18 protein-coding genes are annotated in these 19,146 nt (G+C 61.4%); 13 read left to right on the forward strand and 5 right to left on the reverse strand.

What is annotated here, in order from left to right; all coding sequences use genetic code 11:
• Window positions 1-378: 378 nt before the first annotated feature.
• Entirely contained in the window at window positions 379-1,926 is a 1,548-nt protein-coding gene (locus IEX27_RS08220) for a class I adenylate-forming enzyme family protein (protein ID WP_188720540.1), read from the reverse strand.
• 200 nt (window positions 1,927-2,126) lie between these two features.
• On the opposite strand from IEX27_RS08220, the gene IEX27_RS08225 reads away from it, so the two are divergent.
• From IEX27_RS08225 to IEX27_RS08270, 10 genes are all read left to right on the forward strand, one after another.
• Window positions 2,127-2,885, forward strand: a complete 759-nt coding sequence (locus IEX27_RS08225) for an SDR family NAD(P)-dependent oxidoreductase (RefSeq protein ID WP_188720542.1) — start codon at window positions 2,127-2,129, stop codon at window positions 2,883-2,885.
• Window positions 2,886-3,081: 196 nt separating this feature from the next.
• Entirely contained in the window at window positions 3,082-4,068 is a 987-nt protein-coding gene (locus tag IEX27_RS08230; protein WP_188720544.1) for an NADPH:quinone oxidoreductase family protein, read from the forward strand.
• Between the two features lie 37 nt (window positions 4,069-4,105).
• Entirely contained in the window at window positions 4,106-6,190 is a 2,085-nt protein-coding gene (locus tag IEX27_RS08235) for a 3-hydroxyacyl-CoA dehydrogenase NAD-binding domain-containing protein (protein WP_244630288.1), read from the forward strand.
• A 48-nt stretch (window positions 6,191-6,238) separates the two neighbouring features.
• Complete coding sequence (locus IEX27_RS08240; RefSeq protein ID WP_188720548.1) at window positions 6,239-7,117, forward strand: CoA transferase subunit A; 879 nt, start codon at window positions 6,239-6,241, stop codon at window positions 7,115-7,117.
• A 21-nt stretch (window positions 7,118-7,138) separates the two neighbouring features.
• The gene (locus tag IEX27_RS08245; protein ID WP_188720549.1) at window positions 7,139-7,936 is read left to right on the forward strand and encodes a CoA-transferase subunit beta; all 798 of its coding nucleotides are present in this window, start codon (window positions 7,139-7,141) and stop codon (window positions 7,934-7,936) included.
• 13 nt (window positions 7,937-7,949) lie between these two features.
• A complete protein-coding gene (locus IEX27_RS08250) occupies window positions 7,950-9,152 on the forward strand; it encodes an acyl-CoA dehydrogenase family protein (RefSeq protein ID WP_188720551.1) in 1,203 nt (400 codons plus the stop codon).
• A 14-nt stretch (window positions 9,153-9,166) separates the two neighbouring features.
• Window positions 9,167-10,240, forward strand: a complete 1,074-nt coding sequence (locus IEX27_RS08255) for a phosphotransferase family protein (protein WP_188720552.1) — start codon at window positions 9,167-9,169, stop codon at window positions 10,238-10,240.
• Window positions 10,241-10,249: 9 nt separating this feature from the next.
• Window positions 10,250-11,026 (forward strand): SDR family NAD(P)-dependent oxidoreductase, encoded by a 777-nt coding sequence (locus tag IEX27_RS08260; protein WP_188720553.1) that lies wholly within the window; start codon window positions 10,250-10,252, stop codon window positions 11,024-11,026.
• A gap of 219 nt (window positions 11,027-11,245) precedes the next feature.
• A complete protein-coding gene (locus IEX27_RS08265) occupies window positions 11,246-12,451 on the forward strand; it encodes an acetyl-CoA C-acyltransferase (protein ID WP_188720554.1) in 1,206 nt (401 codons plus the stop codon).
• Window positions 12,452-12,458: 7 nt separating this feature from the next.
• The gene (locus tag IEX27_RS08270) at window positions 12,459-13,043 is read left to right on the forward strand and encodes a VOC family protein (RefSeq protein WP_188720556.1); all 585 of its coding nucleotides are present in this window, start codon (window positions 12,459-12,461) and stop codon (window positions 13,041-13,043) included.
• A 52-nt stretch (window positions 13,044-13,095) separates the two neighbouring features.
• On the opposite strand, the gene IEX27_RS08275 is transcribed toward IEX27_RS08270, so the two are convergent.
• The 4 genes from IEX27_RS08275 to IEX27_RS08290 form a co-directional block, all read right to left on the reverse strand.
• On the reverse strand, window positions 13,096-13,812 hold the full coding sequence (locus IEX27_RS08275) for a TetR/AcrR family transcriptional regulator (protein ID WP_244630289.1): 717 nt from the start codon (window positions 13,810-13,812) through the stop codon (window positions 13,096-13,098).
• 144 nt (window positions 13,813-13,956) lie between these two features.
• The gene (locus IEX27_RS08280; RefSeq protein ID WP_188720560.1) at window positions 13,957-14,832 is read right to left on the reverse strand and encodes an SDR family NAD(P)-dependent oxidoreductase; all 876 of its coding nucleotides are present in this window, start codon (window positions 14,830-14,832) and stop codon (window positions 13,957-13,959) included.
• 78 nt (window positions 14,833-14,910) lie between these two features.
• Window positions 14,911-15,384: a nuclear transport factor 2 family protein gene (locus IEX27_RS08285; RefSeq protein WP_188720561.1), complete on the reverse strand. Its 474-nt coding sequence runs from the start codon at window positions 15,382-15,384 to the stop codon at window positions 14,911-14,913.
• Window positions 15,385-15,389: 5 nt separating this feature from the next.
• The gene (locus tag IEX27_RS08290; protein WP_188720563.1) at window positions 15,390-16,157 is read right to left on the reverse strand and encodes an SDR family NAD(P)-dependent oxidoreductase; all 768 of its coding nucleotides are present in this window, start codon (window positions 16,155-16,157) and stop codon (window positions 15,390-15,392) included.
• Window positions 16,158-16,296: 139 nt separating this feature from the next.
• Between IEX27_RS08290 and IEX27_RS08295 the strand changes: the two genes are divergently transcribed.
• From IEX27_RS08295 to IEX27_RS08305, 3 genes are read left to right on the forward strand one after another with little or no spacing between them, the layout of a single operon-like run.
• On the forward strand, window positions 16,297-17,418 hold the full coding sequence (locus IEX27_RS08295; protein ID WP_188720565.1) for an acyl-CoA dehydrogenase family protein: 1,122 nt from the start codon (window positions 16,297-16,299) through the stop codon (window positions 17,416-17,418).
• The gene (locus IEX27_RS08300) at window positions 17,415-18,599 is read left to right on the forward strand and encodes an acyl-CoA dehydrogenase family protein (protein WP_188720566.1); all 1,185 of its coding nucleotides are present in this window, start codon (window positions 17,415-17,417) and stop codon (window positions 18,597-18,599) included. The genes IEX27_RS08295 and IEX27_RS08300 overlap by 4 nt, the downstream gene beginning before the upstream one ends.
• 20 nt (window positions 18,600-18,619) lie before the next feature.
• Window positions 18,620-19,132, forward strand: a complete 513-nt coding sequence (locus IEX27_RS08305) for a nuclear transport factor 2 family protein (protein WP_244630290.1) — start codon at window positions 18,620-18,622, stop codon at window positions 19,130-19,132.
• The last annotated feature ends 14 nt before the right edge of the window (window positions 19,133-19,146 follow it).

The following is a 19,146-nucleotide window of genomic DNA, read 5'->3' on the forward strand; positions in this document are numbered from 1 at the left end:
ATTACTATCGAAGCGCAGTTTTGCGAACGATGGCGGCGAATACGATGCCTCAAGAGTGGCTTGCGGATGCTGCTATAAAGGTTTCCATCGTGGCTCCGGCCCAAATGATATGTGAAATCGAAATTGTCTCCGATCTCGGTAGGACTTACCGAAGCGAGCGCACAATAGCTGTTCGGCCCCATGACCCAGGCGTTGAGCTCCGGAGAGCCGATAGGTTCGGTCCTTCAAACCAAAAAGGCTGTTAGTCTAAAGCCGAAGGAAGTGCCATCTCTCCTTGGGGGCATTTCGGGCGCATCATACCTCTACGAGATGCGGTGGCCGTTATGTCCTTTGCACGCGCATGCTCCCGACAAGCGTTAAAACGGTTGGCGGCGGGAGCTAGGCTCCCACCGCCTCACCTCGGTACTGGTCGATCGTGCCTTCCTTGAGTGCTTTCACCAGGTCGCGCTTACGGATCTTGGCGGCTTCCACGGGCATGCGGTCGATGAAGTGGACAGCGCGCGGGGCCTTGTAGGCCGCCAGATTCTCACGGCAGTATTGAATGATCTCGGCCTCGGTCGTGGCGTCGTCCTTGTTCTTGACGATCACGGCCACCGGGATCTCACCCTTGCTTTCGTCCGGTGCGCCGACGACAGCGCACATGGCAACAGCCGGATGCTTGTAAAGCAGCGTTTCGATTTCCAGCGGGTAGACGTTATGGCCGCCAGCGATGATCAGATCCTTCTTGCGGTCAACGATGAAGAGGTAGCCATCCTCATCTAGATAGCCGATGTCGCCGGACTTCCAGCCAAGTTCGGTGAAGGTTTCGCGCGTCGCTTCCTCGTCGCCCCAGTAGCCCGAAGCGATGCAGTCGCCACCGATGACAACCTCGCCCAGCTCGCCAGCGGGCATCTCATTGCCATCGTCATCGATGATGTAGATGCGGGTGCTGCCGACAGGCAGGCCGGCCGAGCCGCGCTTGCGCGGGCCGATGGTCGGTTCCATCACCGACTGGCCGCAGCTTTCGGTGGAGCCATAAACCTGCGTGACGCGGGCGCCGCTCAGCTCCTCGAACTTCTGGATGACAGGCTGCGGCACCGGCGAGCCGCCCGTCGTGCAGATGCGCAGCGACGAGAGGTCGTGCCTGGCCTGATCATATTCGTTGACGATGTAGACATACATCGTCGGCGTGCCGCCGAAGTAGGTGGCCTTGTATTTCTTGATATCTTCCAGAACACGCTGGGTATCCCAGCGCTCATGCAGCACGATCGTGCCGCCGCCATAGAGGCAGAGATTTAGCGTGACCGTCAGGCCGAAGTTGGTGAACAGAGGCACCGCGCAGACGTAAGTCTCGCTCGCATAGCGGTTGCGGTGAGAGACGAACATGTCGCGCAGGGTCGAGGTGATGCTGAACTGCGTCTGCGCAATGCCCTTCGGAACGCCGGTCGTACCGGACGAAAAGAACATGGCAGCAAGATCAGTCATCTCGCAGGGCACGTCCTCGAAGGTAGAGGGTGCAGCCGCCATCAGCGTGTCGAGGTCGTCCGCATCGCCCGAGCCAGAGACAAGGCAGGCTTCGAGGAAGGTGAACTCATCCCGGATCTGTGAGAAATAGGGCCAGGTGGATTCGTCCGCGATCATCGCCTTCATGGAGGTCTGCGCGATCACCTTGCGCAGTTCCGCGTGGCGCAGCATGGCGCTTACGGGCGCGGGAATTGCACCCAGCCGCTGGCAGGCCCAGTAGCCAATCGCCATCAGGGCGTTGCTTGGAAGATAAAGCCCGACGCGGTCGCCCTTCCCCACACCCCTGGCAGCAAGCACATGGGCGAGACGGGCTGTCTGTTCGGCGAACTCGGCGTAGGTCAGCGTGACCTTGTCCGTAATGATAAATGGTCTGGATCCGATGGCGCGAACATTTCGCGCGAGCATTTGCGCAAGCGTTTCCATATGACCTCCTTCTTGTCCGCGCGAAACTATTCCGATCATGATGGGCGGCATCGTCTGCAAAGACTATTTCGCGATTGTTCGAAGAACTTCACCTCGTCGCGTCTGCTCGGGAATAGTCCTTTCAGCCTATGTCGCGCGGGCGGGTCGGGACTACTCTTTCCTCAGAAGTGCAACATTCTACGCATGATCAGGGAAGCCCCATGACAAAGAGACTGGAAGGAAAAATCTGCTTCATCACGGGGGCTACGCGCGGAATTGGCGAGGTCGCATCAAGGCATTTCGCTTCGCATGGGGCCAAGGTGGCATTGGCCGGACGCGGAACGGAGGCAGGCGAAGCTATCGCGGAGTCGATTCGGGATGCGGGCGGCGAGGCCTTCTTCGTTCAGGTGGATGTCACCGATCCGGAGAGCGTGGAGAAGGGCATCGCCGCCACCGTCGAGAAATTCGGCGGGCTGCATGTGATCTATAACAATGCCGGTGGTTCGTCAGCGAAGGACGGGCTAGTGACCGAGACGCCGCTCGACGTGTTCTGGGACACGATGAAACTCGAGCTCTTCGGCACATGGCTCTGCTGCCGCTACGGCATTCCCGAGCTTATCAAGAGCGGCGGCGGGTCCATCATCAACTCGGCCTCGATCATGGGCGCTATGGGTGTACCGAAGCGTGACGCCTATTCGGCGGCGAAGGGCGGCATCATCGCGCTTACCCGCTCGATGGCAGTTGAGTATGCCCAGCATAAGGTGCGAGCAAACGTGCTGGTACCGGGAGCGGTGGCTACGGATCGGGTGCTGAAATTCTTCGCCTCCGAACCGCATCTGGAGGACCAGAAGAAAGCCTACCTGCTCGGCATGAGTGAGCCGATCGACGTGGCCAATGCTGCGCTCTACCTCGCTTCAGACGAGTCCTGCCGGATGACAGGGCATATGCTGCCAGTCGACAGCGGCATCCTCATCTCCTGACCCTGTCCTTCACAAGTTCAACCAATCTGCAAAGAGCGCCCCGGCGCTCTTTTTTATTTTCTGCCAAATACTTAGGTCCGGGAACGTTATTCACATGGCAAGATCCAAACTAGTCCCAACAGACGATGTTGCTACCCCTTACCCATGGCACTTGATGGGCTGTCGGGCTCCGTAAGGCTCGATTGAGGGAGATGAAATGAAAGCCGTCGTTTGCCGCGCCTTCGGTCCGCTGACCGACCTGAAACTCGAAGACATTGCATCCCCCGCCGTCGAGCCGGGGAAGGTGCTGGTGGACGTCAGGGCCTGCGGTCTGAATTTTTACGATGGCCTCGCTGTCGAAGGTAAGTACCAGACGAAGCCTCCCTTCCCTTTCTCTCCGGGCGGTGAGGTTGCGGGCATCGTGGCCGCCGTTGGCGAAGGCGTGACGAATGTTTCCGTTGGCCAGCGCGTCCTCGCCTTCACCGGTTTCGGCGGCTACGCCGAGCAGGTTGCGGCGGACGCCACGCGCGTCGTGCCGATCCCGGACAGCATGGATTATGCAGTCGCCGCAGGCTTCCTGATCGCCTATGCCACCTCCTGGCATGCGCTCAAGGATCGCGCGGCCATCCGCCCCGGCGAAACGCTGCTGGTCCTCGGTGCTGCAGGCGGTGTGGGTCTTGCTGCTGTGGAACAGGGCAAGGCGCTCGGCGCGCGCGTCATTGCAGCTGCCTCGACGGATGAAAAGCTTGCGCTCTGCCGTGAGCATGGCGCAGACGAAACCATCAACTATTCAACCGGCGACCTGCGCGAGCAGGTGAAGGCGCTCACGGGCGGCAAGGGCGCCGACGTGGTCTACGATCCGGTCGGCGGCAAGATTGGCGAGACCGCCGTGAAGTGCCTGTCGCTGCTCGGCCGTTACCTCGTGATTGGCTTTGCCTCGGGCGACATTCCGCAGCTCGCGTTCAACCAGCTGCTGCTAAAGCAGATCGCCGTCATCGGTGTGCTCTGGGGGGGATGGGCGAAGGCCAATCCGGCGCTGGATGCGGCAAACCTCGCCGAACTTCTCGAGCTGCATGCGAAGGGGCAGATCCGCCCGCACATCAGCGAAACCTATCCATTGGATGAATATCTCACGGCGCTCAACCGCGTCATGCAGGGGCAGGCGAAGGGCAAGGTCGTCCTTCTTACCGGCACCGCTTCCTAACAATCGCATTACGGCTCGCCAGAGCGGAGGTCACGTCTTGAACCAGATCCAAAATGAAGCTGTTCGTCTCACTGTCGAGCGCAACGTCCTGATCGCGACAATCGACAATCCCCCGGTCAATGCGCTGTCGCACAGCGTGCGCGCGGGACTGGTTGCCGCCATCGACCGGCTGGAACAGGACGACAAGCTCGTTGCAATGGTCATCACCGCCAATGGCAAGCAGTTCTGCAGCGGAGCCGACGTCAAGGAATTCGGCAAGCCGATGGTGGCCCCGCTGCTTGGCGAGGTCATCAAGCGCCTGGATGCCGCGAAGAAGCCCATCGTGGCAGCGATGCAGGGTGCAGCCCTGGGCGGCGGTCTCGAAGTTCCACTCGCCTGTAACATCCGCGTTGCTGCCCCTTCCGTGAAGATGGGCCTGCCAGAAGTGAAGCTCGGCATACTGCCAGGTTCGGGCGGCATTCTGCGCCTGCCGCGCCTTATCGGGATTGATGCGGCTCTCTCGCTCATCACCGAAGGCAAGCAGATCAGCGCGGCTGAAGCCCTGAAGCTCGGCGTCATCGATGCGGTGATCGAGGGCAATCTGGTGGCTGGCGCTGTCGAGAAGGCAGAAGCAGCTGCCGCTGCCGGTGAACTGCGCCGCACAAGCGACCTGCCCTTTCCTGCATTCAGCGAAGAGGCACAGGCCGAGGCCCGCGCCGCCATGGCGAAGAAGCATCGTGGCCGCGAGGCTCCGCTGAAGGCCGTCGAGCTGTTCGCGATGGCCGCAACCACGCCGTTCGCAGAAGCTGTCGAACTTGAATATGCCGCATGCAAAGAGCTGCTAGGCACTTCCCAGTCGCGCGCCCTGCGCCATATCTTTGCCGCCGAGCGCGAAGCTGCCAAGGTGCCGGACGTTGCCGCCGACACCAAGCCGCGCAAGATCGAGACCGTTGGCGTCGTCGGTCCCGGAACGATGGGCCGTGGCATTGCTGCCGCACTGCTCGACAAGGGCTTCCCGGTCGTGCTCGTCGGTCTGTCGGATGAGTCCATGGCCAAGGCCACTGCCGCGATCCAGAAGATTTTCGACGGTTCCGTAAAGCGTGGCCTGATCAACGAGGCGCAGGCAGCCGAGCGCATGGCGCGGCTGACGACCAGCACCGAGCATGCGGCGCTCAAGGACGTCGACATGGTCATCGAGTCCGTGGACGAAGACCTCGACACCAAGCGCGCGCTGATCGCGGCACTCGACAACGTGCTGCGCGAGGATGCGATCGTTGCGACCAACACCTCGTTCCTCGATATCGAGAAGCTGGCAGCAGCCACGAAGCGGCCGGAAAACTTTGCTGGCATGCACTTCTTCAACCCGGCCAACATCATGAAGCTGGTTGAGAATGTCCGCACCAGCCGCACGGCTCCGGACGTAACCGTCACCATCATGGATCTGGCCAAAAAGCTGGGCAAGAGCCCGGTCCTGGCAGGCGCCTGCGACGGCTTCATTGCCAACCGCATGCTTTCGAAGCGCACCCGCGAAGCGCTGTTCCTGGTGCAGGATGGCGCAACACCTTCGCAGGTTGACCGCGTGCTGGCCAAGTTCTTCCCGCTCGGACCGTTCGCGCTGGCTGACCTGGCCGGTCTCGACGTGATGAGCGCCACGCGCAGGTCGCGCATGGCTTCCATGTCGGAGCGCGAGCGCAACGCCGATATTGCGGAAACGATGGTTGCTGCCGGCCGCCTCGGCCGCAAGACCAACGCCGGATACTACGCCTATGGCGAGGATGGCAAGCCGACGCCGGACCCGGTCGCCGAAGAGATCATTGCGGAACACCGCAAGGCACGTGGCATCCCTCCGCGCGAGATCACCGATGAGGAGGTCATGGAGCGCTGCATCCTGGCGCTCGTCAACGAAGGCGCGAAGCTGATTGACGAAGGCGTCGTTTCGCGGGCCGGCGACATCGATGTCGCCTGGGTACGCGGCCTTGGCTTCCCCGAACATCTGGGCGGCCCGATGTTCTGGGCTTCCGAAATGGGCCTGCCGCGCGTCCGCGATGCGCTGCGCAAATATTCCGAGCTGGTCGGGCCAGAATACTTCACGCCCGCGAAGATCATCGAAGACCTGGCGGAGAAGAACGAACGTTTCTCCTGACGCCAACCAATTCACCCTTCCCTGAACTAACGAACCGGACCGATAGATATGAACAAGGAAATGTCCCTCGGCGCTGTCGTCAACGAGCTGCGAGACGGCATGACGATTGGTTTCGGAGGCTGGGGCCCGCGGCGCAAGCCAATGGCTCTGGTACGCGAAATCCTGCGCTCCGACCTGAAAGACCTCACCGTGGTTGCCTATGGCGGCCCCGAGATCGGCATGCTCTGCGCTGCCGGTAAGGTGAAGCGCGCGATCTACGGCTTCGTGTCGCTGGATTTCATTCCGATCGAGCCGTTCTTCAAGAAGACCCGCCAGGAAGGCGTGGTTGAAGTGAACGAGCTGGACGAAGGACTGCTGCTGCTCGGCCTGCAGGCTGCAGGACACCGCATTCCGTTCATCCCGACCCGTGTGGGTCTCGGTTCGGACGTCATGTCCTACAACCCGAACTTCAAGACCGTGAAGTCGCCCTATGAGGACGGTGAGACGCTGCTGGCGATGCCCGCCATCAAGCTCGACGTCGCGCTCATCCACGTGAGCCAGGCTGACCGCCTCGGCAACACGCTGACGGATGGTCCGGACCCGCTCTTCGACGGCCTGATGGCGCGCGCAGCCGACCGCTGCTTCGTCTCCACCGAGAAGCTGGTCGACCGCCTTGAGTACACCGACCGCAACCAGGCCAAAAACAACTTGTTTGAGCGCAGCCTGGTGAAGGGCGTGGTTCACGCTCCGCTCGGCGCACATCCGACGGCAACCCACTACGACTACGGCTGGGATGCCGAACACCTCAAGGAATACGGCACCTTCGCTGCCGAGGAAAACGGCTGGCAGAAGTACTTCGACAAATATGTCGCTGGTTCGGAAGACGGCTACATCGAGCGCGTTGGCGGAGCCGACCGCGTCCGTTCGCTGCCGCATCCGGTGCTCTAAGCCAGGGAGATCTGAGATATCATGACGACTGCAACTGAATTCACCCTCGCCGAGCTGCTCGTGGTCGCCTGTGCGGAAGCCTGGCGCGACAGCGAGGAATGGCTGGTTACCGGTATCGGACCTCTCCCGCGCCTTGCTGCGGGCCTCGCCAAGCTGACTTTCGCACCGCAGATCCTGATGACGGACGGCGAGTGCATGCTGATCGAGGAACCGATCCCGCTCGGACCGCGCGGCGACTATCAGCCGAAGTTCTCCGGCTGGATGCCCTACAGCCGCGTGTTCGACACTGTCTGGAGCGGCAAGCGCCATGCGATGGTCACGCCCGTGCAGGTTGACCGCTATGCGCAGGGCAACATTGCAGCGCTCGGCGGCGATTTCAGGAAGCCGAAGACGCAGCTTCTCGGCGTACGCGGCTTCCCTGGCAACAGCATCTCGCACCGGAACTCGATGTTCCTGCCGTCGCACACCAAGCGCACCTTCATCGAGGGCGAAGTGGATGTCGTGGCATCGGTCGGCTTCAACGAGAAGCGCTGGCCGGAGGGCACCAAGCCGATCATGCCGGACATCGGCATCGTCGTCACAAACCTCTGCGTCATGGATTTCAAGGGCCCGAACAATTCGGCCCGCGTGATCTCGCTCCATCCGGGCGTGACCTTCGAGGAAGTGCAGGCGGAGACGGGCTTCCCGCTCATCGCCATCGACAACCTCAGCACCACGCCGGCACCGACGGAAGAGCAGCTGGCGATCATCCGCAAGCTCGACCCGCACAACATCCGTGCAACGATCCTCAAGGGCAACCCGCCCGGCGTTCGCGCATAAGGAGTGCTGACGCATGGATTTCGAGCATAGCGCAAGAACCAAGGAGCTCCTTGAACGCCTTCAGGCGTTCATGGACACCTATGTGTACCCCAACGAGAAGCGGTACCACGAGGAAGTGGCCGCCAATCGCTGGGTCACCCCACCTATCATCGACGAGCTCAAAGAAAAAGCTAAGGAAGCGGGTCTGTGGAACCTCTTCCTGCCCGAGAGCGAGCACGGTGCGGGCCTTACCAACGTGGAATACGCCCCGCTCTGCGAAGTGATGGGACGCGTCCACTTCTCGTCCGAGATCTTCAACTGCTCCGCGCCGGACACCGGCAACATGGAGACGCTGATCCGCTACGGCACCGAGGAGCAGAAGGCTCAGTGGCTGCCGCAGCTGCTCAACGGCGAGATCCGTTCAGCCTTCGCCATGACCGAGCCGGACGTGGCGTCGAGCGACGCGACAAACATCGAAAGCTCCATCGTCCGTGATGGCGACGACTACGTTCTGAACGGCCGCAAGTGGTGGATCTCCGGTGTTGCCAATGAGCGCTGCAAGGTGTTCATCTTCCTCGGCCTGTCCAACCCGGATGCGCCGAAGTATCAGCGTCATTCGATGATCCTCGTGCCGCGCGACACTCCCGGTATCGAGATCATCCGTCCGATGACAGTGTTCGGCTACGACGACCTGCCGCACGGTCACATGGAGATCGTGTTCAAGGACGTGCGCGTTCCTGCCACCAGCATGCTGCTCGGCGAAGGACGCGGTTTCGAGATCGCCCAGGGTCGTCTCGGACCAGGCCGCATCCATCACTGCATGCGCCTGATCGGCCTTGCAGAACGTTGCCTTGAACTGATGTGCCGCCGCGTGAAGAAGCGCGTCGCCTTCGGCAAGTCAATCGGTGAACAGGGCGTCACGCTCGAGCGCATCGCGGAATCGCGCATGATGATCGATCAGGCCCGGCTGCTGACGCTCAAGGCCGCCTACATGATGGACACGGTCGGCAACAAGGTGGCGAAGAAAGAGATCGCCATGATCAAGGTGATCGCGCCCAACATGGCCTGCAAGGTGATCGACTGGGCAATCCAGGCACACGGTGCAGCCGGCGTATCGCAGGACTTCGTGCTGGCGAACTACTACGCCCACGCGCGCAAGCTGCGCTTCGCTGACGGCCCTGACGAGGTGCATCGTCACCAGATCGGTCGCCTGGAACTCGCACGCTACACGGACTAACTCGGGGAATTCAGATGGAAGCAGACCGCCTCGCGGGAACAGAGCCGCTTGCCGAAGGCGGCAGGATCGATCGTCAGCGCCTTGCAAGTTTTCTCAGGGACAACGTGTCCGGCTGCAGCGGCGAGATGACCATCGAGCGTTTTCGCGGGGGCCAGTCCAACCCGACCATGCTCATCTCGTTCGAGAATGGCCGGAAACTGGTGCTGCGCAAGAAGCCGGACGGTACCCTGCTTCCTTCTGCCCACGCCGTGGATCGTGAATTCCGCGTCATCAAGGCGCTTGCGGAGACGGACGTTCCGGTTCCGCAGGCGCATGTTCTCTGCGACGACGAAAGCATCGTCGGCGCCATGTTCTACGTGATGGATTTCGCCCAGGGCCGCTCGTTCTGGGATCCATCCCTCCCCGACCTCACGCAAGCTGAACGCACCGCCATCTTCGACGAAATGAACCGCACGATCGCGAAGCTGCATTCGGTCGACTATTTGGCGATCGGCCTTGAGACGTTCGGCAAGCCCGGCAACTATATCGGACGCCAGGTGGGCCGCTGGTCGAAACAGTACCGCGCATCCGAGACCGAGACCATCGAGGCAATGGACCGTCTGATCGAGTGGCTGCCGGAAAACCTGCCTGCCGACCGTCCGCCCGCGCTGCTGCACGGCGACTACCGGCTGGACAACATGATCATCCACCCGACCGAGCCGAGGGTCATTGCCCTGTTAGACTGGGAACTGTCGACGCTCGGCGATCCAGTGGCCGATTTCGCCTATCACATGCTCACCTGGCATCTGCCGAAGAAGCCCTATCGCGGACTCGCCGACCACGATCTGGAGGCGCTCGGTATCCCGGGTATCGAGCAGTACCGCTCCACCTATTTCAAGCGCATGGGCCTTGAGGACATCGGCCCGCGCGAGTGGAACACCTATCTCGCCTACAGTTTCTTCCGGGTCGCAGCAATCCGCCAGGGCATCATGAAGCGTGTGGTGGACGGCACTGCCTCCAGCCATTTCGCGCAGGAAGCCGGCAAGCTTGCCCGCCCGACCGCCGAACTCGCCCTTCAATTTGCTGAACGCGCAGACAGAGCGCGCTAGGAGTAACCCATGACCTCACCAACCCTTTTCCCATCCACTGGCGCTGCGATCGTGATCGGCGGTAGCGGCGGCGTGGGCGCCGAGATCTGCCGCGTACTCGCGCGTGAGGGTTGTGATGTAGCGCTCACCTATTTCGGCAATGAAGAGCGCGCCAAGATGGCTGCCGGCCTTGTGGAGGGTGAAGGCCGCAAGGCTGCAATCCAGAAGCTCAACATCGAGAATTTCGGGCCAGTGAAGGAGTTCATCGACAGTACGGCGGAAACCTTCGGGGGCATTCATACGATTGTTTACGCAGCCGGTCCGCTGGTGCCGCTGATCCACCTCAGCACCGTCGAGCCCGAACAGATGAAGAAGCACCTGATGCAGGATACATTTGGCTTCTTCAACGTCTTCAAGGCCGCCGTGCCGCATCTGCGCCAGTCGCGCGGTTCTATCGTCGCGTGCCAGACGGCAGCGCATTTCCGTTACGCATCGGCGGATGGGCTCTCCGTCGTGCCCAAGGCAGGCGTCAACGCGCTCATGCGGGGTATCGCCAAGGAGGAAGGCCGCTACGGCATCCGCGCCAACGGCGTCGCGCTCGGCCTCATCGAAATCGGCCAGCACGACGAGCTTACCAAGCTCGGCTACATCAACCAAGCCTATATGGAAGCTGCCGCAAAGGCCACGCCGCTGAAGCGCAACGGCAAGGCCATCGATATTGCAGAGGCCGTGGCGTTCCTCGCTTCCTCACGCGCCGGTTTCGTTACCGGTCAGGTAATCTGCGTCGACGGCGGTTATCACCTGTAGGTTCCAACCGGTCAGCGCCTATCTCCTTCATCGTGAGCTTGTCGAACCACGAAGGGAAGGAACCGGGCAAACTGGAACCCTCGCCCTTCGACAAGCTCAGGATGAGGGTGTTGATGGTTCCGGAGACCTCCATCTTATTTCCTCAAGCGCTAGTCCTAGCGGACGATGTTCCGAGCCTCGTGCAGGGCTAACTCTCAGACAAAATGAAGGGAGTTTACCTTGCGCGAAGCTGTAATTGTATCCGTCGCCCGGACTCCGATCGGTAAGGCCTTTCGTGGGGCTTTCAACGATACGGAGGCTCCGGCAATCTCTGGTCACGCCGTTCGTCACGCCGTCGAGCGGGCCAATATCGATCCGGCAGAAGTAGAAGACGTCATCCTGGGCTGCTCCGCGCAGCAGGGAACGCAGGGCTACAACATCGGCCGCCTTACCGCCGCCACGGCTGGTCTACCCATCACCACTTCTGGCATGACCATCGACCGTATGTGCTCGTCCGGCCTGATGGCGGTTGCAACCGCTGCCAAGCAGATCATGCATGACGGCATGGACATCATCGTCGCCGGCGGCGTGGAGTCCATCAGCCTCACCCAGAACAAGCACAAGAATACCTACCGCTCACGTTCCGAAGCGGTGGTCTCGGCATGGCCGCACATGTACATGACCATGATCGAGACCGCTGAAATCGTCGCAGAGAAGTACGGTATCAGCCGTGAGGCGCAGGACGAGTTCTCGCTGCAGAGCCAACTGCGCACGGCCAGGGCCTATGCCGAAGGCCGCTATGCCGACGAAGTTGTGCCGATGCCAACCCGCAAAATCGTTGTCGACAAGGCCACCGGCGAGACCCGCTACGAGGACACTCTGCTGACGCAGGACGAAGGCTTCCGTGCCGATACGACGATTGAGGGCCTTAACAAGCTGCAGCCCGTGTTCAAGGACGGTGAGGTGATCGCCGAGGGCAAGCACGTCACTGCAGGCAACGCCTCGCAGCTTTCCGACGGTGCGGCAGCGCTCGTACTGATGGATGCGACGCTTGCCGAGAAGCGTGGCCTCAAGCCACTCGGCGCCTATCGCGGCATGGCGGTGGCTGGCGTTGCACCGGAAGAGATGGGCATTGGTCCGGTCTATGCCGTGCCGAAGCTCTTGAAGCAGCATGGCCTGACCGTTGATGACATCGGCATCTGGGAGCTGAACGAAGCCTTCGCCTCGCAGGCGATCTACTGCCGCGATCAGCTCGGCATCGATCCGGACAAGGTCAACGTCAACGGCGGCGCGATCGCCATCGGACACCCATTCGGCATGACCGGCGCCCGCATGACCGGCCACGTTCTGCTTGAAGGCCGCCGCCGTGGCGTAAAGTACGGCGTGGTGACCATGTGCGTCGGCGCCGGCATGGGCGCCGCCGGTCTCTTCGAAATCTATCCGTGAGAAAATCATGAACAGCACGCTTTCGCCAATTCTGGGTCCCGCAACACAGCTCGGGTTCGTCGTGCGCGACCTGGAAGCGGCGATGCGGCACTGGATCGACGTCTATGGCGTCGGTCCCTTCATCTGCATGGAAAAGGGTACGTCCCAGCCTGCCCCCACAACCTACATGCGTGGCAAGCCTGTCGTGGTGGAGACGAAACTCGCCTTCGGCTTCATGGGCGACGTGCAGATCGAACTGATCGAGCAGCGCAACGACGCGCCCTCGCCCTATACCGATTTTCTGGCCGCCGGACGCGAGGGCCTGCAGCACTTCGGTTTCTGGGTCTATGACCATGCGACAGCAGCTGCCCGCGTGGAAGCTGCCGGATACGAGCGGGTCTATGAAATCGGCCTGCCTGGCCAGGATGATCCGATCATCTACTACAATTCCCCATCGCTCTACGGGCCGATGCTGGAAATCGTCCCGATCAAGTGGAGGCGTTCGCGTGAGGCCGTCCGCGCTGCCTGCGACGAATGGAAGCGCGGAGATCCGATCATCCGGTACGAAACCTACAGCGCATTTCTGCAGGACAAGAACGTCACGTTCGATTGAGATCGGTAAGGGCGTTGAAGTTCGTTTGAACTTCAACGCTCAAACAGGCTGCTCAAAACAGCATCTTTTCGAGATCATCGATCTGTCCGCGAAGCGACTGGATCGTCGCGCGGGCCGAGGCAATGTCGTTGGTCGGCGCGCGCAGACCCTGGATCGCGATATCCGCGATGATCTCACCGATCTGCTCCGGCGTCATGGGTCCGTTGGGCGAATACCAGCGCGACGTCCAGTTCGCCATACCGATGACGGCGAAAGCCGCAACCTTGGGCTCGACCTCGCGGAAATCGCCTGCAGCAATACCGTCACGAATACAGCGGACGTAGAAGTCGTAGATCTGGCGGCGGCTGCGGTTGTACAAGCTTCCGAGCTGATCCGGGATCTGCGTCTCCAGTCGCGAGAAAAGCAGGAAGCGCGAGCCCGACGACAGTCGTCGCACGATGCCGTCGATCAGTCCGCGCCGCAGCTTTTCGGTCGGCGACAGCGTCTCGTCGTCGATGATTTCCTGCAGATGCAGCGAAGGCTTCAGGGCTTCCGCCTCGACCAGTGCAGCAAGAATCTCTTCCTTGCTGCTGAAGTAATGATAGACCGCCGAACGCCCCAGGCCGATCTCGCGGGCGATATCAGCCATGCCGGTTTGCGTGTAGCCCTTGCTGTCGAACATCCGGGCAGCAATGTCGATCAGCTGCTCGCGCACCAGCTCCTTGCGTGGGTTGGTCGGCAGGCGTTGACCACGCGCTTCGGCGGAAGCCGAGGCCGGACCTGTTTGCATCAACGCATTTTTCGCAGTCGCCATAATGTAAGCCCGTGGTTCAGCCTGTCGTGACCGGGTCTAGTTGTTCCCCCGGCTTGTAAATCGCGTTGTGCCGTACAGCAACTTCGGACATGGCAATTTCTTCTGGAAATAGCTCGAACGCTAATTCTTCTGCTGGAAAGTGAGACCAAGTTTGCACTGTTTCTGGGAAAGACTTTCCCGGAATGCCTGTTCCACTGTCTCCGGCGTCCATTCTCCTTCCAGCACAGGATGCGCAATCATCGGATGTGTCACGAGGGAAAGCTGGTTGCCAGCGATACGAATGACCTGGCCGTTGATGCCGATCGAAGCATCGGAAATCAGGAACGAGACGACCGGCGCGTTGCCTGCCGGATCGGGAAGCGTCGTGTAGACCACCTCACGATTGGCCGACTGCTGGGCGAGGAAGCCCATGTTCGACTCCGCCATGGCCGTATAGGCCAGAGGCGAGATCGCGTTGACGCGGACGTTGGTTTCTTTGAGCTCCATTGCCCATGAATAGGTGAAGCCTGCGACTGCCGCCTTTGAAGCGGCGTAACCGCCGAGCGCAATGTCACCCGCCTGCGAGCCAGAAGCCACGTTGATGATCGAAGCGGGCGTTCCCTGTTTCAGCATGGCGCGGATGGCGGGCGTGGCGCAGGCGGCCGTGCCGATCGTGTTGATCTCCAGCATCCGGCGCAGATCCGCCTCGGTCATCTCGGTGATCTTGCCGTGACGAAGAATGCCCGCATTGTTCACCAGTGCGTCGATCTTGCCGAAGCTATCAATGCAGGTCTGGATCAGCTTCTCAGCGAAATCCCAGGACGAGACATCACCGACACAAGCTACAGCTTTGCCGCCGGCATTGGTGATTTCAGCAACAACGGTCGCGGCGTTTTCCGCATTGACGTCATTTATCACCACCTGGGCACCAAGCGAGGCAGCTTCACGCGCGTAAGCTGCGCCGAGGCCAGAGCCTGAACCGGTGATGACGACAGCTTTTCCTTCGAGCATTGGCATGGGCGGTGATCCTTTTTTCGATTTCAGGATGCGGCAGCCGGTCGCTCCTCACATCATCCGTTCAGACGATGCGGCGCATCACCCACGCAGAAGTTCGCGGGCAACGGCATTGCCGTTGAGCAGGCTGTTTGTGCGGGATTTAACCTTCCAACCCTCTGCGGTGCGGGCAAGTTCCCAGCGGTTTGCACCCGTGCGGTCCGCGCGCCAGCCGGTATCGTCCTTCACGAAAACCTGAGAGTAATTGACCGCAATGGCCGTATCACCCTCGATGGTGATGCGCGGAGAACTCAGGACATGGGCTGATCCCGCTGAAACGTAAGCGCGGTGGCTGTCCAGTTCGATCAGTCGCGCCACATTCTCCCGACCCTTCAGCGGGTCGCCTATGCCGAAGTCGTAGCTCCCATCCTCCGTCCACATTTCGAGGAGCGCTTCACCGTCGAGCCCATCCACTGCGGGACCATAGGACGCGATGAGCTTCTGGATCGCGAGCGTGTCTTCCAGCTCGCGCACACGGTTTTCGAGCGCTTCAAGGCGTTGCAGCAAGTTATCCATGTCGCTCATCCTATGTTCTGTGCGCCGTCGACAACGAGCACGCTGCCGGTGACATAACGCGCGTCGTCGGAGGCGAGATAGGCGATGGAGGCTGCCAGGTCTTCCGGCGTGCCACCCTCGGTGCGGCCAGCGAGTTTCGGCTGGCGAACGATCAGCGCTGGGTCCTGCCCTTCAAGGGCCGCAACAGCTGCGCCCATGCCGGTGTTGACCTTGCCGGGACAGATGGCGTTGAAGCGAATGCCGCTGCCGGAATATTCCACCGCGAGCGACTTGATGAGCGCGATGATAGCCGCCTTGGCCGACGCATAGTGTGCCGCATAGGCGATGCCGTGAATGGCAGAAGTGGACGAAGTTGCGACCACGTTGCCCTTGGTCTTGCGCAGATGCGGGATCGTTGCCTGCATGATACGCACGGCACTGAAGAGGTTTACCGAATAGAGGAAGGACCAGTCGGCGGCAGAGATTTCGGTGAAGTGATTGCGGCGATAGATGCCGGCGTTGCAGACCACCACGTCGAGCTTGCCGAACAAGCTGGCCGCCTGTTCCGCCATGGCGGCGGAAGCATCGCCATCGGCAGCGTCATAGATGAGATGCTTCGCCGTGCCGCCCGCTGCGGAAATCGCCTCGCAGACCTTCGCCAAGCCGTCGGCATTCACGTCAGCCAGGATAACGGACGCGCCCTCCTCTGCCAGACGGACAGCCGTTGCACGGCCGATGCCGCTTGCCGCGCCCGTGACGAGTGCAGCCTTTCCTTCAAAGCGTCTGGCAGTCATTGTCCCTCCCGAACTCCATGGACACCGCGCCTATTCGCATTGGATATCTGTGGGCGTTCGCCAGCATCCCTAATTCGGACGATGCCCCGCGCCCCTCCCCAAGGCATTGATAGAGCAGAAGAGATGCCAGGCTGGAAGAATGGACCTGAATTTTTCGGAAGACCAACGATCGCTTCGTGATGAGGTGCGGCGCCTGCTCAACGACCAGGCCAGCTCCGCCGCGATGCGCGAAGCAGCGGAAAAGAACGGCGGCTTTGATGCGTCGCTGTGGGATATGGCTGCAGCAGAGCTCGGTTTCTGCGCGACCAATGTGCCGGAAGCCTTTGACGGGCTAGGGCTTGGGGCAATGGAACTGGCGCTGCTGCTGGAAGAATGCGGCCGCAGGCTTGCCTGCATTCCGGCCTGGTCCACCATTGCGGTGGGAACACCACTGATCGTTTCACTCGGCAGCGAAGGGGCAAAATCCCGCCTGCTGCCGGAAATTGCTGCGGGAAGCTATCGTATCGCGGTGGCGCTTCCCATCGACAATCCTCAGGTTGCCGTTCGCGCCCAGCAGTCAGCCGATGGATACGTGCTCGACGGAGCTGTCAGCTTGGTAGCCGACCTGCCTTCCGCAACGCTGGTGCTGGTCCCTGCCCGGTTTGAAGACGGCAAGCTCGGGCTGTTCGCCGTCGCGCCGGACGATGGTCTCAAGATAGGTTCTGTGCAGACGATCGACCTTACGCGACCTTTCGGTGCGCTTAAGTTTGAAGGCGTTCGCGTCGGTGCGGATGCAAGGCTCGATGATGCTGGTTTTTCCGAAGAGGCACTAGCTCAGGCGCTGCTTCCGGGACGGCTGGGGCTTGCCGCCGAGCAGATCGGTGCGGCGCAGGGCTGCCTCGACCTCACGCTCGAATATATTTCCGGACGCGTGCAATTCGGCCGAACCATTGCCTCGTTCCAGGCAATCAAGCACCGCTGCGCTGCCATGGTCGTCGATCTCGCCGAAGCGCGGTCGCTGCTCTATGGCGCGGCGGCCAACCTGAATATCGGCGCTTCCGAAATCGAGATGGAAATCGATGCCCTTGGCGTGCTGGCTGCGGACGTTCTCTGGAAGGTGGCCGAAGAGTCCATCCAGCTGCACGGCGGCGTCGGCAACACGTGGGAATACGATCCGCACTTCTACTTCCGCAAGGCGCAGGCCACGGCCTTCATGATGGGTTCCTCCGATGAGCGGCTCGCGCGCATCGCGGCACAGGTGATCGACGGGGCAGCGGCATGAGCGCAGTACAGTCACTGGAAGAGTTTCGCCGGCAAGTCGCGGCATGGATGGCAGAGCACCTGACGGGGCGTTTTGCCGAACTCAAGCATCGCGGCCATGCCGGTGACGGCGATGCCCTGCCGGACCTGCGCCGCGAATGGGAACAGGAGCTTGCCGCGGGCCGTTGGACCTGCCCCGGCTGGCCGCAGGAATATGGCTGTCGCGGACTGTCGGTCGCCGAACAGGTGGTGTTCCAGGAGGAATATGCACGTGCTGGCGGTCCCGGACGACTTGGGCATATCGGCGAAGGTCTCGTTGGGCCGACGCTGATAGCATTCGGCACCGAGGAGCAGAAGAAGCGCTTCCTGCCTGGCATCCGCGAGGGTCGCGAGTTCTGGGCGCAGGGCTACTCCGAACCGGATGCGGGTTCCGACCTCGGTAACATCAAGACGCGCGCGCGGCTCGATCCCGAAACCGGTGACTGGATCGTCACCGGCCAGAAAGTGTGGACCTCGCTCGCGCATCTCTCGGACTGGATTTTCGTGCTCGCCCGCTGCGAGGAAGGTTCTGTCGGTCCCAAGGGTCTGATCTTCCTCCTGATGCCGCTGAAGCAGCCAGGCATAGAGATCCATCCGATCCGGCAGATCGGCGGTGGTGCGGAGTTCAACTCCGTGTTCTTCGATGGTGCGCGCGCGTCAGCCGATTGCGTGGTCGGCCAGCCGGGCGACGGCTGGAAGATTGCCATGACGCTGCTTTCCTTCGAGCGCGGCATCTCCACGCTCGGTCAGCAGTTGGGCTTCACGCAGGAGCTGGCAACTATCGTGGAGATTGCGCGCGAGAACGGCGCAGCGCAGAACCCGGCCATCCGCGCACGGCTGGCACGGGCATGGGCAGGCCTGCGCGCCATGCGCTACATGGCTATCCGCTCGCTGGAGGGCGGCACGTCGGCCGAGGAAGAGCTTGAGCGGCTTGGCTACAAGTATCACTGGTCAAACTGGCACCGGGACCTCGGCAAGCTCGGCATGGACGTGATGGGTTTCGACGGCGTGATCATCAACGATGATCACCGCCGCGAACAGCTGCGGCAGATGTTCTTCTTCACCCGCTCCGACACTGTCTATGGCGGCACCAACGAGATCCAGCTCAACATCATCGCTGAGCGCGGTCTTGGCATGCCCAAGGAACCGAGAGGCAAGGCCTGATGGGATTTCGCGAGCTAGGCATGAATGAACTTGCGGCGCGGGAGTGCCTGCGCCAGCTGGTCAACACCTATTCGCGGGCATGCGACCGGCGTGATTTCGCCCTGCTCCGCTCGCTCTATCATGACGACGCGCTGGAAGAGCACGGCGACATGTTCACCGGTTCTGCGGACGAATATGTCGTCTGGGTCGAGGGCGCGCTCGCCAACTGGTCGGCCTCCGCGCACTACGTCACCAACATGGTCTTCGAGATTCAAGGCGATTATGCCGAGGGTGAGACCTACAAGCTCAACTATCACCGCACGCTCGACGGCCGCCATGAAATCATCACCGGCAGCCGAAGCCTCGACCGCTTCGCCAAGCGCAACGGCGAGTGGCGGTTCCTCGGACGCTGCGTGACGCTCGATTGGGCGCACCAGCGGGAGGCAAGCACCGAGGCCTATGAAAGCTTCGCCGCCGCCAGCCCGCACGGCAAGCCGGGGCCGGAAGACCTTTCCTATGAGCGCCTGACGCTTTTGGGACGCTTCATCGCCTGAACAAACAGCATCTG

The sequence above is a fragment of the Nitratireductor aestuarii genome (assembly GCF_014641695.1).
Lineage (GTDB): Bacteria > Pseudomonadota > Alphaproteobacteria > Rhizobiales > Rhizobiaceae > Chelativorans > Chelativorans aestuarii.

Bases quoted from the DNA above. Each gene is read 5' to 3' on its own strand.
- IEX27_RS08220 (WP_188720540.1), bottom strand. From the start codon at position 1,926: ATGGAAACGCTTGCGCAAATGCTCGCGCGAAATGTTCGCGCCATCGGA.
- IEX27_RS08225 (WP_188720542.1), top strand. From the start codon at position 2,127: ATGACAAAGAGACTGGAAGGAAAAATCTGCTTCATCACGGGGGCTACG.
- IEX27_RS08230 (WP_188720544.1), top strand. From the start codon at position 3,082: ATGAAAGCCGTCGTTTGCCGCGCCTTCGGTCCGCTGACCGACCTGAAA.
- IEX27_RS08240 (WP_188720548.1), top strand. From the start codon at position 6,239: ATGAACAAGGAAATGTCCCTCGGCGCTGTCGTCAACGAGCTGCGAGAC.
- IEX27_RS08245 (WP_188720549.1), top strand. From the start codon at position 7,139: ATGACGACTGCAACTGAATTCACCCTCGCCGAGCTGCTCGTGGTCGCC.
- IEX27_RS08250 (WP_188720551.1), top strand. From the start codon at position 7,950: ATGGATTTCGAGCATAGCGCAAGAACCAAGGAGCTCCTTGAACGCCTT.
- IEX27_RS08255 (WP_188720552.1), top strand. From the start codon at position 9,167: ATGGAAGCAGACCGCCTCGCGGGAACAGAGCCGCTTGCCGAAGGCGGC.
- IEX27_RS08260 (WP_188720553.1), top strand. From the start codon at position 10,250: ATGACCTCACCAACCCTTTTCCCATCCACTGGCGCTGCGATCGTGATC.
- IEX27_RS08270 (WP_188720556.1), top strand. From the start codon at position 12,459: ATGAACAGCACGCTTTCGCCAATTCTGGGTCCCGCAACACAGCTCGGG.
- IEX27_RS08275 (WP_244630289.1), bottom strand. From the start codon at position 13,812: ATGCAAACAGGTCCGGCCTCGGCTTCCGCCGAAGCGCGTGGTCAACGC.
- IEX27_RS08280 (WP_188720560.1), bottom strand. From the start codon at position 14,832: ATGCCAATGCTCGAAGGAAAAGCTGTCGTCATCACCGGTTCAGGCTCT.
- IEX27_RS08285 (WP_188720561.1), bottom strand. From the start codon at position 15,384: ATGGATAACTTGCTGCAACGCCTTGAAGCGCTCGAAAACCGTGTGCGC.
- IEX27_RS08290 (WP_188720563.1), bottom strand. From the start codon at position 16,157: ATGACTGCCAGACGCTTTGAAGGAAAGGCTGCACTCGTCACGGGCGCG.
- IEX27_RS08295 (WP_188720565.1), top strand. From the start codon at position 16,297: ATGGACCTGAATTTTTCGGAAGACCAACGATCGCTTCGTGATGAGGTG.
- IEX27_RS08300 (WP_188720566.1), top strand. From the start codon at position 17,415: ATGAGCGCAGTACAGTCACTGGAAGAGTTTCGCCGGCAAGTCGCGGCA.
- IEX27_RS08305 (WP_244630290.1), top strand. From the start codon at position 18,620: ATGAATGAACTTGCGGCGCGGGAGTGCCTGCGCCAGCTGGTCAACACC.